We start from the raw sequence: 15,408 nt of genomic DNA, 5'->3' as shown, positions 1-15,408 counted from the left end.
ACAATGAAACCATTACACCATTATCAAAAAAGAAGCAAAAGTATGGATGCCCATCTACTGTACAATTTTCAATAAAAATCAAACTTCTCAACTTAATAAAAAAGCCTCCCCAATTGGGAAGGCTTAATCTAAAATCGTAATTCTAATATCTAAAATTAAGAAGCCATTTGCCTGCGGATGATGTTTAGGGCACCGCCTGCTTTAAACCACTCAATTTGTTGTGCGTTGTAGGTATGGTTCACCTGGAAGCTTTCGCTGGTACCATCCGCGTGGTGCAATACCACGGTTAACTGGTGGCCCGGCGCGAAGGTGGTTAAACCTGTTACGTCGATAACGTCGTCTTCCTGAATTTTATCGTAGTCGTTGCTATCGGCAAAGGTGATGCCCAGCATACCTTGTTTCTTCAGGTTGGTTTCGTGAATACGGGCGAATGATTTCACCAATATAACACGTACACCTAAGTGGCGCGGCTCCATTGCGGCGTGCTCGCGTGATGAACCTTCACCGTAGTTCTCGTCGCCCACTACTATACTGCCTATACCGTTTGCCTTGTAATCGCGCTGGGTAGCAGGTACCGGGCCGTATTCGCCTGTCAGCTGGTTTTTAACGCTATCAGCATTCAGGTTAAAGTAGTTGATGGCACCTATAAGCATATTGTTTGATATATTATCCAGGTGGCCGCGGAATTTCAACCATGGGCCGGCCATCGAAATATGATCGGTAGTACATTTGCCTTTTGCTTTGATCAACAGCTTTAAGCCGGTGATGTCGGTACCTTCCCATGCAGAGAATGGATCTAACAATTGCAAACGTGCAGAAGTTGGACTAACCTTAACTTCTACCTGGCTGCCGTCTTCGGCTGGTGCCTGGTAACCTGCATCTTCTACCGCGTAACCACGTACAGGCATTTCTATACCCAGTGGCTCGTCCAGCATCACCTGCTCGCCATCCTTATTAGTTAAGGTATCGGTAAGCGGGTTAAAGGTAAGGTCACCGGCAATAACCATTGCGGTTACAATTTCCGGCGATGCAACAAACGCGTGTGTGTTAGGGTTACCGTCCTGGCGTTTTGCAAAGTTACGGTTGAACGATGTAATGATTGAGTTTTTGCGGGTTGGATCATCAGTATGACGAGCCCACTGGCCGATACACGGACCGCAGGCATTTGCCAATACCACACCGCCCATGCTCTCGAAGGTACCTAAGTAACCATCGCGCTCTACGGTATAACGCACCAGTTCCGAACCCGGAGTAATGGTGAATTCTGCCTTAGTTTGCAGGTTTTTATCGATAGCCTGTTTGGCGATAGAAGCCGAACGGGTAATATCCTCATAAGATGAGTTGGTACAAGAACCTATCAAGCCAACTTCCAGTTCAACCGGCCAGTTGTTCTCGCGAACAGCGGTAGCGAATTTAGAGATAGGCCATGCCAGATCCGGTGTGAAGGGACCGTTGATATGTGGTTCCAATTCCGATAAGTTGATCTCGATAACCTGGTCGAAATAAGCAGCCGGGTTAGCGTAAACTTCGTCATCACCTGTTAAGTGTTCTTTAACGGCGTTTGCCAGTTCAGCAACTTCTGCACGCGAAGTACCGCTTAAGTAGGTAGCGATCTTTTCGTCGTAACCGAAGATAGATGTGGTTGCACCAATTTCGGCACCCATATTACAGATGGTACCTTTACCGGTAGCAGAAAGTGAACGTGCACCTTCGCCAAAATATTCAACAATAGCGCCGGTACCACCTTTTACAGTAAGGATACCTGCAACTTTCAAAATAACGTCTTTAGCTGAAGCCCAGCCCGATAACTTACCGGTTAATTTAACACCGATGAGTTTAGGGAATTTTAGCTCCCATGGTAAACCTGCCATTACATCGCAGGCATCGGCACCGCCAACACCAATAGCAACCATACCCAAACCACCCGCGTTAGGGGTGTGTGAATCGGTACCTATCATCATACCACCCGGGAAAGCGTAGTTTTCTAACACTACCTGGTGGATGATACCCGCACCGGCTTTCCAGAAACCGATACCATATTTATCAGATACCGAAGAAAGGAAATCGTAAACTTCTTTATTGATATCAACAGCAGTGCTCAGATCTTCAATAGCGCCAACCTTTGCCTGTATCAGGTGATCGCAATGTACGGTTGATGGCACAGCAACCTGCGGGCGACCGGCTTGCATAAACTGCAAAAGGGCCATCTGCGCCGTAGCATCCTGCATGGCTACGCGGTCTGGTGCAAAATCAACGTAGTCGGTACCGCGTTCAAAAGCTTTTTTAGCATCGCCTTCGGAAAGGTGAGCGTATAATATTTTTTCTGTAAGAGTAAGATGTTTACCGGTCGCTGTACGTGCAGCCGCAATACGGGTGCTGTAGCGATCATAAACTTTTTTGATCATGTCTAAATCAAAAGCCATAATGTTTGATTTTTTAGTGGGTAAAACGGGATAACCATTCGTTTCCGCTGGTTAGCGGCGAATTTACAAATTATAAACTTTATTCACAGTCAAGCCATTGTCCAAATGCTATTTAGATGCGATATAAATAAGAGCCCTTATCCTTCAATAATATTGAGCTAAATATCAGCGAACAAAATTGCAGACCTTTGCTAAAAAGTGTAAACCCTCTTATTTAATTAAAATACTGATTATCAAATACTTAAATAAAGTTTACATTGAAAAGTGTAAACTTTTGTAAACTTTTTGCAAACAGCTTGTAACGAAAAAGCGTGATGCAAGGGATTATACTTCGTATCGCTTACTCCTTACTCACTTTGATGATCTTATCTGCTCCCCCGCCATTACTCGTAATAATATAAACCACACCCTGCGGCGATATAGCCACATCGCGCATGCGGCCATAGGTACCTTTATAAAAGGTGTTCACTACCTCAACTTTATCGCCGGCGGCGTTTAATTTGAGTTGCAGCAATTCCGAGTCTTTCAGCACAGCAAGCAGCAGTGAGTTCTTCCATTGTGGGATGGCATCATTATTATAATAGTCTATGCCGGATGGGGCGATGGTAGGCGACCAGGCAAAGATGGGCTCAGCAACATTATTAGCGGCGCAGAAGGTTTGCTCTGAGGAGGTGTTGCAAAAACCCTCGATATTTGGCCAGCCAAAGTTGCGGTTTTTTTGGATGATGTTTATTTCGTCGTCGGTACTCTGGCCGTGTTCGGAGCTATAGAGCCTGTCGCCCACAAACACCAAGCCTTGTGGGTTGCGGTGCCCAAACGTCCAAAGCGAGCTACCTGCTACCGGGTTATCGGCAGGGATGCTGCCATCCAAATTGATGCGCTGGATTTTACCGGCGGGGTTTGTTTTGTCCTGCGCACGTGATGATACCGATGCATCGCCACTGGTGATAAAAAGCTTTTTATCCGGCGATATGGCCAGGCGGGTACCATTATGGATATTTGATGCAGGGATATTATCCAGCAGAACCACGGGGTTAATAAGCGTAGTGCCATTATAGGTAAACTTCACTATCTTTTTGGTGTAGACGCCCGCCTTGTTATAATTATAGGCTACAAATACTTCGGGCGTAGTTGCAAAATCGGGGTGCAGCACCATGCCTAATAAGCCACCTTCGCCATTGGATACTACTTCGCTGATGGTAATTACAGGTGTTACAGAACCGTCTGCCGGGTTAACCCTGCTTATTTTACCACCGCGTTCGGTTATCCAAAGCATGTTATCGGGCCCCCAAAGTATTTCCCATGGGAAGTTGAGGTTCTGGGTAAGCACGACATCGGTAAGTGTAGCGTCGCCCGGCTCAATGGGTGGCGTGGTGGTTGAATTCTTTTTACAGTTAATGAAGCAAAATATGCCCAGGGCAAATATTGCAGCTGCAATCCATTTTCTCATATCCTTGAAAGTTTATACCGGGGCTGGTAACTGAATAACAAGGATTTAGTTGATTTGTTGCAGTAAGCTGAACCCTTTAATTAACAAGCCAGGCGTAAAAGGATTTAAAAGAGGCTTTCCACTGTGCTTCGTTATGTTTACCGCCTTTAATGATCAAAGGTGCCGGCACGTTTTTCCGACTAAAGCCCTTGCTTACCAAAATCGAATCCATTTTAATAACATCACCTGCTTCGTTGTCATCTTTGTCACCTTCCTTATCACCGCAGGATAGGAAATAGCGTTGTTTGGTATTCATTTTTGTGTTCGCCACCAGCGTATATAACTTTGGCGCTATCCAAAACGATGGGGAAAAAACACTGGCCGTACCAAATACATCCGGGTATTTTACAGCAGCATACATGGATATCAGCCCGCCCATCGAGCTGCCTGCTATGGCGGTGTGTTTAGCTTCTCTTTTTGTGCGATAAAGGCTGTCGATATACGGCTTAAGTGTTTTTACAATAAAATCCGCATACGCATCGCCCTCCGGTTTGGCGTACTTGCTTTCGTAAGCGTTGTATTCGGCCATACGGTATTTGCCGCTGTTATCTATGCCTACAATAATTACCTGCTTATTTAAAGGGAAAGTTTTCGCGGTAGAATCTACCAGCCAGCTGCCGGCAAAACTGGTATTACCGGTAAAGATGTTTTGCCCGTCGTGCATGTATAAAACGGGGTATTTTTTATTAGATGAGTTGTAACCGGCAGGCAAGTAAACCCTTATGGTACGCTCCCTGCCCAATTGCGGCATTTTTATGCTGCTTACGATAATGCGGGAAGTGTCTGCATTATCCACCTGCTGCGCCCGTAGGTTTTGGGTGGAAAGCAAGACTAATAAACTCAGTATTATTTTAGATAATTTGTACTGCATGGCGAAAGGTATAAAATAATTGGTGATTTCCTGTCCTCTTGTTCGCGTTCGGCATGTAGCGCGAACAGCCCGAACAAAGTTTAAACACATAAATTCTTTGTGACGAGTTTAATATCGAACACCGAATATCCAATATCGAATAATGAAGTAAAAACTTCGGTGTTGGGCATTCGAAATTCATTATTCGATATTGAAAATATCTGTTTATTACCTTAATGATATTGGGCTTAGGGCACTAAATGTGTACCCCAGCTTACTCCAATGCTCCATTGCCCGCGGTAGTACATACTGCAGCCTGTCGAAAGCTTTTAAACTATCATGAAACACCACTACCGACCCGGCTTCGGTATACTTTAGCACATTTTTAAGGCAGGCTTCGGGTTTAAGGTTTACGTCGAAATCGCCGCTCAGTACATCCCACATCACAATTTCCAGCGCGGGTTGTGTTTGCTTCAGCAATGCTATTTGCGCCCTTTTTATTCTTCCGTATGGAGGACGGAAAAGGTTAGACTGCACCAATTTATCAGCCCGCAGAAAATTATTAAGGTATACTTCATTATCCGTATCCCAGCCTTTTAAATGATTGTAAGTATGGTTCCCGATGGCGTGCCCGGCGTTTTTTACTTCATCAAACACATCGGGGTGTTTGCTGATATTATCGCCAATGCAAAAAAAAGTTGCCCTGGCATTATACTGTTTTAAAATATTTAACACAAATGGTGTAACAATGGGTATAGGGCCGTCGTCAAAAGTCAAATAAATACAGCGGGCACCGGGCGCGGCATCCCATACCAGGTTAGGATATAACCATTTAAGGAGCCGGGGAGTTTTTACCAGGTACATGCGCAAAACAGGTTAGATCGTTCCATATTTTAACAAACAAAAAAGGCTTGCAAAGTAATAGCATTACTTATACATTGTATACCAATATTATGAAACTAAAATTTACAAAAACAAAAGTAACCATTGCTTGCCTCATATTACTTTCTGCCATAAACATAACTGCCAACGCACAGGAAGTTATCACCCTGCAAAAAGCTGTTGACCGCGCGCTGGAACGTAACCTAACCATAAAACAGGCACAATACAGCGAAGCTTTAAGCACCGAAGATTACAACCAAAGCAAAAACAACCGGTTACCGGCCATAAGCGCAAACCCACAAGCCGGTTTCAACTTTGGCCGTAATATCGACCCAACTACCAACCAGTTTATCAACCAACGTACTTTTACCGTAAATGCCGGGATAAATGCACAGGTAACGATCTTCCAGGGCGGGCAATTACGTAACCAGATCATTCAGAACCGTATTTTGGTTGATGTAGATAAAAGCAGCACTGCTAAAATAAAAAATGACCTGGTACTAAGCGTGGTTACCCAATACCTTACCGTATTAACCAACCAGGATTTGGTGACAGCGGCTCAACAGCAAATAGATATTTCGAAAATTGCTTTAGACAGGGCGCAGAAAAACTTCGACGTAGGTAACCAAACCCTTGCCGATCTTTCGCAGGCCAAAGCACAACAATCAACTGCTGATCTTAATTTAACGACCGCGCAAAACCAGTTAGATCTATCGTTACTGGTATTGAAGCAATACATGGAGATGAACCCGCTGGAAAAGATAACAGTGGAGAAGCCCGACATCAGCAAATTTAGCAATGTACGCACCGATTTTGATGGCGCATCCGTGATAACAACCGCCCTTGAAATAAACCCCGATATAAAACTTGCCGAAACCAGGCAGCTTGCAGCGCAACAAGGCATAAAAGTGGCCATGGGCGCCTATTATCCAAGCCTGGTGTTATTTGGTTCGGGAAACTCACGGTACTCAGATGCAAGCGTAAGGTTTAGCAACCCTACCGCCCCCTATACGTTTTTCGATCAGTTTAAAGATAACTTTAACCAGTCAGTCGGCTTGTCGCTCCAGATACCTATCTTCAATCGATTTACAACCCGCACTTCGGTACGTAAAGCCCGGATACAGTTTGAGAATGCCCAGGTAAGCACACAAATTTCAAAAAACAACCTAAGCAAGGTTATCATACAGGCGGTATTGGATGTACAGGCGGCTAATAAAAAACTGGCGAGTAACGAACAAACCTACCAGGCAAACAAAGAAGCCTTTAATGTGATACAACAAAGGTATAACGTAGGGCTGGTGAACGCGCTGGATTACAACACCTCGTTAACAAATCTGAATAAATCTCAGTTCGACCTGATACAGGCCCGTTACGAGTTGATATTTAGAAGTAAGGTAATTGATTATTACCTTGGTAACCCTATAACACTCTAAACTTTAAATAAATAAAATCCTGAAAAAATATCATGGGAAAGACTACTAAATATATCCTTATCAGCTTAGGCGCACTGGCCGTATTGCTTTTTATATTGAAAGCTACGGGCGTAATTGGCAAACCTAAACTAACGCAAGTTGCAGTTGAAAAAGCCGATACGCGCGATATAAACGAAAACGTATCTGCCAGCGGCAAAATAAAACCACACATCGAGGTAAAAATAAGCCCCGAAGTGAGCGGCGAGGTAGTTGAACTACCTATTAAAGAAGGCGACGTGGTGAAAAAAGGCCAGCTGCTTTGTAAGATCCGCCCGGATATCTTAAAATCTGGTTACGACCGTGCGGTTGCTTCTTATAACTCACAAAGGGCAAGTGTTGGTAATTCATCGCAAATGCTTAAACAATCTGAAGCCACTTTTGCCAACCAGGCATCTATATACAAACGCAGCCAGGAACTTTATAAAAATAAAGTACTTACCGCCGCCGAGTTTGAACAGGCAAAAGCAAATTACGAAGGCGCGAAAGCTTCTTTAGAGGCAGCCAAACAAAACGTTATCGGCTCTACCTACGGCCTGGCCCAGTCGTCTGCATCTGTTAAAGAAGCGCAGGATAACCTTGCCAAAACAACTATTTATGCACCGGTTGATGGCGTGGTATCAAAACTTTCCATAGAAATTGGCGAGCGTGTTTTAGGAACCCAGCAGTTTGCCGGTACCGAGATCATGACCATATCCGATCTTAACAAAATGGATGTGAACGTAGATGTAAATGAGAATGATATCAACCGCATAGCTGTTGGTAACCCATCGCAAATAGAAATTGACGCTTTCCTCGGCAAAAAGTTTGAAGGCCAGGTGATAGAGATAGGCAGTTCGGCAAACGTGGTTGGTACCAATGCCGACCAGGTAACAAACTTTACCGTAAAAGTGAGGATCACCGCTCAATCGTACATGGATCTGTTGAAGAAGAATGCTGCAAACCATTCGCCTTTCCGCCCGGGATTAACCGCTACGGTTGATATCCAAACAAACCATGTAAAAGCTTTATCGGTGCCTATACAATCGGTTACTACCCGCGAAGAAAAGAAACCTGCAGCCAATGGCAACGGAACCGACGATGCCAAGAAAACAGCAAGCACACCAATAGCTAAAGAATATGTTTTTGTGCTTGATAAAGCCAACAAAGTAAAACAAGTGCAGGTAACTACCGGCATACAGGATGATAGCTACATACAGATCCTTACCGGCCTTAAAGGCGGCGAAGAAGTAGTATCTGCACCGTTTGCGGCTATCTCTAAAGAACTTAAAGACGCCCAGGTAGTAGAGAAGGTTGACAAAGCCAAACTATTTACAGGCGACGCTAAGAAGAACTAACCTAAGGTAAAAGCTGAAAGGGTAAAGGTGAAAGGTTAAAATCTTTCACCTTTTTTTGTTTTAAACCAATTTCCTAACGGGAGTTACCTTTTACCAGAGAAATCACTTTTAAACAAATTGATGAACAGGAGGCACCTACGGAGCCTTCAGTGCTTTTCTTTTGATGCTATAAACACGGGGCTCCGCTGGAGCCGATTTGCGTTGTCAATAAAAAACCGGACTAAACTATTATTCACAAATTTTGACACTCCGTTAGGAGTATCGTGTTTATAGAAAATAAAGCAATGGGGAAAGCTCCGTAGGTGCCTCCTTTTTAAAAGCGATTCCCCTGCTCCTTTTACTCCTAACCTTTTACCTGTCGCCTTTTTTTCATTTATTTGTACCGCCGGGGAAAACCAATTACCCTGGTAGTACATTATATCTGTAATGCTTAAGCAAATACATAAAATTACCGTTGTTGGCGGCGGAAGCTGGGCCACAGCCAATATTAAGATGCTGACGGATAATGCTGTTGAAAAAGAAATTTTTTGGTGGATGCGGAACGAGCAGGCGGTGGAGCACATCAGCAAATTTCACCATAACCCCAATTATTTAAGTTCTGTAGAAATTAAAGTGCCGGGGGCAAATATATCTGCCGAACTGAAGCCATTGATACAGGTTGCAGATTGTATCCTGCTAAACGTACCGGCTGCCTTTTTAAAGGAAGCATTAGCAGGAATAACGCCGGAAGACCTTGCAGGGAAGAAAATAGTATCGGCCATTAAAGGGATAGTGCCCGATGAGAACCAGATCATCGGCGAGTTTTTGAACGAAAAATACAATGTATCCTTCAGCAATTTTATGGTGATAAGTGGCCCATGCCATGCCGAAGAGGTTGCGCTGGAGAAATTATCCTACCTTACCATAGCATCGCAGGATGTTGACCTGGCCACCGAATTTGCCGCCATGCTGAACACCCGCTACATTAAAACCATCGTATCCGACGATATTTACGGCACCGAATACGGCGCTGTGCTCAAAAACGTTTACGCCATTGCCAGCGGTATTTGCCACGGGGTGGGGTATGGCGATAATTTCCAGTCGGTATTAATATCAAACGCCATACGCGAGCTGGAACGCTTTGTAGACGAGGTGCACCCTATAGACAGGGATATTAAAGAATCGGCCTACCTGGGCGACTTGCTGGTTACCGCCTATTCGCAATTTAGCCGTAACCGTACTTTTGGCAATATGATAGGCAAAGGCTATACCGTAACATCGGCACAACTGGAGATGAATATGATAGCCGAGGGCTACTATGCAGTAAATTGCCTACACCAGGTAAACCGCCAATACAAGGTAGATATGCCTATATGCGAGGCCGTTTATGCAATTTTATACAAAAAAGCTTCCCCTGCAGCAGAAATGCGCAAACTGGCAGAGAAATTGAGTTAGCTGGTATAGTTAATTCAATTAAACACTACCATGAAAAAATTATTCAGCACAGCAATGTTTGCGGCGGCAATGTTTGCAGCCTCTACTACTTTTGCGCAAGATACTACTACCGTAGCCCAGAAAGTTGGCACCACAGTTAAAAAAGGCTGGAAAGCAACCAAAAAAACAGCCAGCAAGGTTGGCAATAAAACCGCCGAGGTTGCATCAAAAGGTGCAGCGGCAGTTGTAGATAAAAAATACGATGGCAAGGTTGGGCCACAGGGGCAAACCATTTACATCGATAAAAACTCTTACTACTATTACGTAAACAAAAAAGGCCGCCACGTTTATGTGAAAGAATCGGCTTTGGTAGCCAAACCATAACTCAAAATACCGTTAAAGTACCTGTTGCAAAGCAGGTACTTTTTTGTTACCTTATCATCATCATGAAAACCTACGCTTTAACATTTATATACCTGGGCTGCGCATGTGTGCTGCTTATAGCCGCCTGCCATAATAATGGCCAGCCCAATAAAAAACTACAGGGCAGCTGGAAATCCAAAGACGGTATCACCAACTTAAAGATCACCGATAAACAGTTTACGCTTGATAACGAGGCCGAAGACTACTTTTTAAAAGGCGATACCATTTTTACATCCTTCGAAGGCAACCTACCCTACACCAAATTTGTGATCCAAAAACTGGATGAGAAGCAGTTGAGCCTGCTGTTCCCGGATTCGGTAGCGGTTGAATTTAGCCGTTAAACAAAAACCTCCCGGATGCTGGTGCAAACGAGAGGCTTTGTAAACAAAACTAAACTAAAACTATGCTTTTGGGTAAACTACCCCCCAAAAGCTCTTATGAAAACTAACTAAATTAGAATCTTCTGCGGCGCTCGGGACGTTCCTCGCGGGGTTTGCCAGAGAAATCACGGAAACCACCGCCACCGGCGCTTTTGTTCCTGTCCCTGTTAAAACCACCTTCGCGTCTTTCGCCACCACCACTTCTTTCACGGTTGAAACCGCCGCCGCCTTCGCGTCTTTGGTAACCACCTTCGCGTCTTTCGCCACCACCTGTACGGGTTGTGCTGGTACCTTCGCCAGATATTTCTATCCTAACTTCGCGGCCTTTAAATTCAACGCCTTTAAAGTTGTTCACTACCTGGTCAACATCGCCGTTGCTTACTTCAAAGAAAGAGTAAACACCTTTAACATCAATTTTACCAACAGTACGGCCGCTTATTTTAGAGTTGTTGCAAATGTAACCCAGCAGATCGCCGCGGTTAAATTCATCAACACTACCTAAATTAATAAACAGGCGTGTATATTCACTTTTGCCACCAGCATCGCGAGCTCCGCGCTCACCCCTTTCGCCGTCTCTGCGGGAATCATCTGCAGGTGCGTTAAGGTCTGGTGCATTTTTATAATAATCTAAAAAGCGGTTAAACTCTAAAGATGCAAAGCGTTTGATCACTTCTTCCTTGGTCAGTTCGGCAAACTCCAGCATTATACGCGGGATGTATTGCTCTATCTGGCTTTCGTTAACCTCTACTTTATGTACTTTATGTACCAATGCAAAAAGTTGTTTTTCGCAAACATCAAAGCCTGTAGGAATTTCGCCCTTAACAAACTTTTTACCAATGGTGCGTTCTATCTGGCGAATTTTGCCAAGCTCTTTGCTGTTGATGATAGCGATAGATACACCTGTTTTACCTGCACGGGCTGTACGGCCGCTACGGTGGGTGTAATTCTCAATCTCATCAGGTAAGCTGTAGTTAATAACGTGTGTAACATCATTAACATCAATACCACGTGCTGCAACATCAGTAGCAATTAACAATTGCAAGCTGCGTTCGCGGTAACGTTTCATTACCTTATCGCGTTGTTGTTGTGATAAGTCGCCGTGTAAAGAATCGGCGTTGTAGCCATCTTTAATAAGCGCTTCGGCAATTTCCTGGGTCTCAATTTTGGTACGGCAAAATACAATACCAAAGATTTCCGGGTTGTTATCAACAATACGTTTAAACGCTGCGTATTTATCACGGGCACGTACAACGTAGTACTCATGGTCGATATTCACATTACCTGTATTTTTCTCGCCCATAGTAAGCTCGAAAGGGTCGGTCATGTATTTTTTAGCGATCCTTCTTACTTCAGAAGGCATGGTGGCCGAGAACAGCCAGGTTTTTTTCTCGTCGGGAGTGGTTGATAAAATACTGTCAATGTCTTCCTGGAAGCCCATGTTGAGCATCTCATCAGCCTCATCCAATACTACAAACCTTACCTGCGAAAAGTCTATCGCCTTACGGTTGATAATGTCGAGCATACGGCCTGGTGTGGCCACAACGATCTGCACGCCGCGTTTGATAACGCGAAGTTGATCCTGAATGCTTGCACCGCCATAAACGGCAACAACATTAACGTTGTTCATTTTTTTGGCGTAGTTCTTAATGTCGTTCGTGATCTGTAAACAAAGTTCACGTGTTGGGCATAAAACAAGCGCCTGCGGATGATTTACTTCGAAATCGAGCAGTTCTAATAGCGGCAGTCCAAAAGCAGCTGTTTTACCGGTCCCTGTTTGGGCTAATCCGACAAAATCGTTGCTGCCTGTTAACAATACCGGAATTGACTGTTCCTGGATTGGTGTAGGATTTTCAAATCCTAACTCAGAGATGGCATTAACAATATCATGACGGATTCCCAGATTGATAAATGGGTTCATGAATTAAAATAACGTATTTGACTACATCGTCAAATCGAGCGCAAAAGTACGTTTTATATTCTATTAATCCAATACCTTTTTGCTTATTTCAAATAATGGCAATTTTAAACATCTGCGAAGCTGTAAAATGCTTAAAATCAATACGTTTTTTATTCTAATTATTAAAATTTGGCAATGGCCACAAAAATCTATACTAAGGGTCGGCTATAAAATTACGCTGAAGCAATAAAACAACGATTAAAAAAATAACGGAATTTTATATCTTTAATGCACAATACCTTAAACCATGAAACACCTGAAAAACCTGCTCGCCATTTTCTTGATAATCTCAACCGGCATAGTTTATGCCCAGCAAAAAGAAACCATTAAGATGGATACGGTTACCTACGGAAAGAATGCCGCAGTAGGTAAATACGCTGATATTCGCGGCTTTAAAATGTATTACGAGGTTTATGGCAAGGGCGAGCCATTGCTGATCATCCATGGCAACGGCGGGTCGATAAAAGATTTCAGGTACCAGATCCCCTACTTCGCCAAAAAATACCAGGTAATATTGGCTGATAGCCGCGCACAAGGCAAATCCAACAACGACAAAGATACCCTCAGTTACGAAATGATGAGCGACGACCTGAACGCGTTGATGGATGTGCTTAAAGTTAAAAACGCCAATGTAATTGGCTGGAGCGATGGCGGGATAGAGGGCTTGCTATTAGCCATGCGCAACCCCGATAAAGTAAAAATGCTTGCCGTAACAGGTGCTAACCTTTGGCCGGATAGTACTGCCGTTTATCCTTACCTACAGGATTTTATACTGAAGCAAAACGTCTTTACCGCCGACTCGTTAAAAAAAATAAAAAATCCTACAAGGCAAATAAAAGACCAGGTATTACTATTGCACCTGCTTAGCTACGAACCGCATATAAAAGCAGAAGCGCTGCACAAGATCAGCTGCCCCACCCTTGTTATAGGTGGCGACCATGATGTTATCCAAACCGAGCACACACTGCTGATAGCGAAAAATATCCCGAGATCGTATTTATGGATATTGCCAAACTCCGGGCATTCCACGCCCATCTATTACCGGGATATGTTTAACCAGGTAATCGGCGATTTTTTTAGCAAGCCTTACCGGAAGATAGAGAATTGGGACGTGTTAAAGTAAGAGGCCGTTAAACTTTAAAAGGCTATTTCCGTAAACGTACGCAAGCATAACAAATTCCAATCAGAGCTCCAAAAAAAGGCTGAGGCCTTTATATTGGCGCATGCTCAACAGATTGTTATTGTGGTAAAGGCGTAGTCGCTCCATTCTGGAACATATGGTTCCAGTACATATAAATAATAACGCCAACCACAATTACGGTTAGCACAATCAGGCCCAATTTGCCTTTGCGCTTATCCTGGCGCATTATCCAAACTAAAAATGCAATAAGCGGCAATACAAAGATCGCCCAAAAAATAAGTGATGCTGGAGTCATAGTGTTACGTTCATGGTTAATAGATCATGGTTCATAGTTCCTGATCTAATTCGTTAAATCTTTGCCCATAGGTTATGGCTCATTCCTATTATTTGGTTATGAACTATGATCCATCAACCATGAACCATTAGCTATCAGCCAAACGGCATCCTCGCCAGTGGCGCTACGTCCTGCCCTACAAATTCGCCTTTTAAATATTTGTAGTACCCGGCAATGGCAATCATAGCGGCATTATCGGTGCAATATTCAAATTTCGGGATAAAACAGTTCCAGCCTTTTTCGGCGCACAGATGGGTAAGCCCTTCGCGCAGGCCGGTGTTGGCAGATACGCCGCCGGCTAAAGCTATATCTTTTATGCCGTACTCTTCGGCGGCACGTTTTAATTTATTAAGTAAAATAGTAGCTATACGTTTTTCTACCGATGCGCAAATATCCGACAGGTTTTCCTGGATAAAGTTGGGATTTTTGGCAACGTTATCCCTAATGAAATACAGGATGGCGGTTTTTACTCCGCTAAAGCTAAAATTATAGCCGGGAATCTGCGGCTCGGGAAATTTATAAGCATCGGGGTTACCGCTGCGGGCATGTTTATCTATCAGCGGCCCGCCGGGATAGGGTAAACCTAAAATTTTGCTGGTTTTATCCATCGCCTCCCCGGCAGCATCATCCAGTGTTTGGCCGATGATCTCCATATCGAAATGATCTTTCACCAGCACTATCTGCGTATGCCCGCCTGATACCGTAAGGCACAGGAAAGGGAACGTTGGTTTATGATCGCCAATAAAATGCGCTAAAATATGCGCCTGCATGTGGTTAATATCAATAAGCGGCAGGTTTTTAGCCAGCGCGAACGCTTTGGCAAACGATACACCAACCAATAAAGAACCTAAAAGGCCTGGCCCGCGCGTAAAAGCTACCGCATCAATATCATTTTTGTTTACTTTTGCGTTCAATAAGGCTTGTTGTACAGCAGGGACAATATTTTGCTGATGAACCCTCGAGGCAAGCTCGGGCACAACACCTCCGTAAGCTTCGTGTATGGTTTGGTTGGCAATAACATTGCTCAATATCTCACCATCTACACAAACCGATGCAGAGGTTTCATCACATGAAGATTCGATTCCTAATATTACTGGCAAAGCTTTTTTTAATTAGTGAGTTAGCGAATGAGTGAATGAGTGAATTTAAGTTCGATAGTCGCAAACCATTCCGTTGTTGAAGCGTATAGGTTGTGGTTTAATCGCTCATTCACTAATTCATTCATTCACTAATTGAAATAAACCGCAAAGTTATTAAAAAACTACTCAAAATAGCGTTAGGCATTGTATTGGTACTGTTGTTGTTTGTCA

13 protein-coding genes are annotated in these 15,408 nt (G+C 43.8%); 6 read left to right on the top strand and 7 right to left on the bottom strand.

Going from position 1 to position 15,408, the window contains the following annotated elements:
- Nucleotides 1-155 precede the first annotated feature (155 nt).
- The 4 genes from IDJ77_RS14095 to IDJ77_RS14080 all read right to left on the bottom strand — a co-directional run bounded on the left by IDJ77_RS14095 (nucleotide 156) and on the right by IDJ77_RS14080 (nucleotide 5,626).
- Nucleotides 156-2,423, bottom strand: a complete 2,268-nt coding sequence (locus IDJ77_RS14095; RefSeq protein WP_191189602.1) for an aconitate hydratase — start codon at nucleotides 2,421-2,423, stop codon at nucleotides 156-158.
- Nucleotides 2,424-2,763: 340 nt separating this feature from the next.
- Nucleotides 2,764-3,873: a PQQ-dependent sugar dehydrogenase gene (locus IDJ77_RS14090; protein ID WP_191189601.1), complete on the bottom strand. Its 1,110-nt coding sequence runs from the start codon at nucleotides 3,871-3,873 to the stop codon at nucleotides 2,764-2,766.
- A gap of 76 nt (nucleotides 3,874-3,949) precedes the next feature.
- Nucleotides 3,950-4,783, bottom strand: a complete 834-nt coding sequence (locus IDJ77_RS14085; protein WP_191189600.1) for an alpha/beta hydrolase — start codon at nucleotides 4,781-4,783, stop codon at nucleotides 3,950-3,952.
- 207 nt (nucleotides 4,784-4,990) lie between these two features.
- Nucleotides 4,991-5,626, bottom strand: a complete 636-nt coding sequence (locus IDJ77_RS14080) for a polysaccharide deacetylase family protein (RefSeq protein WP_191189599.1) — start codon at nucleotides 5,624-5,626, stop codon at nucleotides 4,991-4,993.
- 89 nt (nucleotides 5,627-5,715) lie between these two features.
- Between IDJ77_RS14080 and IDJ77_RS14075 the strand changes: the two genes are divergently transcribed.
- The 5 genes from IDJ77_RS14075 (at nucleotide 5,716) to IDJ77_RS14055 (ending at nucleotide 10,627) form a co-directional block, all read left to right on the top strand.
- Nucleotides 5,716-7,077: a TolC family protein gene (locus IDJ77_RS14075; protein WP_191189598.1), complete on the top strand. Its 1,362-nt coding sequence runs from the start codon at nucleotides 5,716-5,718 to the stop codon at nucleotides 7,075-7,077.
- A 32-nt stretch (nucleotides 7,078-7,109) separates the two neighbouring features.
- On the top strand, nucleotides 7,110-8,450 hold the full coding sequence (locus tag IDJ77_RS14070; RefSeq protein ID WP_191189597.1) for an efflux RND transporter periplasmic adaptor subunit: 1,341 nt from the start codon (nucleotides 7,110-7,112) through the stop codon (nucleotides 8,448-8,450).
- Nucleotides 8,451-8,876: 426 nt separating this feature from the next.
- Nucleotides 8,877-9,884, top strand: a complete 1,008-nt coding sequence (locus tag IDJ77_RS14065; RefSeq protein ID WP_191189596.1) for an NAD(P)H-dependent glycerol-3-phosphate dehydrogenase — start codon at nucleotides 8,877-8,879, stop codon at nucleotides 9,882-9,884.
- Nucleotides 9,885-9,914: 30 nt separating this feature from the next.
- Complete coding sequence (locus IDJ77_RS14060) at nucleotides 9,915-10,247, top strand: hypothetical protein (RefSeq protein ID WP_191189595.1); 333 nt, start codon at nucleotides 9,915-9,917, stop codon at nucleotides 10,245-10,247.
- 62 nt (nucleotides 10,248-10,309) lie between these two features.
- Nucleotides 10,310-10,627, top strand: a complete 318-nt coding sequence (locus tag IDJ77_RS14055; protein WP_191189594.1) for a hypothetical protein — start codon at nucleotides 10,310-10,312, stop codon at nucleotides 10,625-10,627.
- Nucleotides 10,628-10,739: 112 nt separating this feature from the next.
- Here IDJ77_RS14055 and IDJ77_RS14050 read toward each other — a convergent pair whose 3' ends face one another.
- A complete protein-coding gene (locus IDJ77_RS14050; RefSeq protein WP_191189593.1) occupies nucleotides 10,740-12,584 on the bottom strand; it encodes a DEAD/DEAH box helicase in 1,845 nt (614 codons plus the stop codon).
- A 286-nt stretch (nucleotides 12,585-12,870) separates the two neighbouring features.
- On the opposite strand from IDJ77_RS14050, the gene IDJ77_RS14045 reads away from it, so the two are divergent.
- On the top strand, nucleotides 12,871-13,746 hold the full coding sequence (locus IDJ77_RS14045; protein WP_191189592.1) for an alpha/beta fold hydrolase: 876 nt from the start codon (nucleotides 12,871-12,873) through the stop codon (nucleotides 13,744-13,746).
- A gap of 115 nt (nucleotides 13,747-13,861) precedes the next feature.
- Here the strand turns inward: IDJ77_RS14045 and IDJ77_RS14040 are convergent, their stop codons facing one another.
- Nucleotides 13,862-14,059, bottom strand: a complete 198-nt coding sequence (locus IDJ77_RS14040) for a hypothetical protein (protein ID WP_191189591.1) — start codon at nucleotides 14,057-14,059, stop codon at nucleotides 13,862-13,864.
- A 134-nt stretch (nucleotides 14,060-14,193) separates the two neighbouring features.
- Nucleotides 14,194-15,198, bottom strand: a complete 1,005-nt coding sequence (gene tsaD, locus IDJ77_RS14035; protein WP_191189590.1) for a tRNA (adenosine(37)-N6)-threonylcarbamoyltransferase complex transferase subunit TsaD — start codon at nucleotides 15,196-15,198, stop codon at nucleotides 14,194-14,196.
- Nucleotides 15,199-15,408: the final 210 nt, after the last annotated feature.

The organism is Mucilaginibacter pankratovii, from assembly GCF_014773265.1.
GTDB classification, from domain to species: domain Bacteria; phylum Bacteroidota; class Bacteroidia; order Sphingobacteriales; family Sphingobacteriaceae; genus Mucilaginibacter; species Mucilaginibacter pankratovii.
The sequence above is the reverse complement of the archived record's forward strand: the minus strand, read 5'-3'. Positions and strand labels throughout refer to the sequence as shown.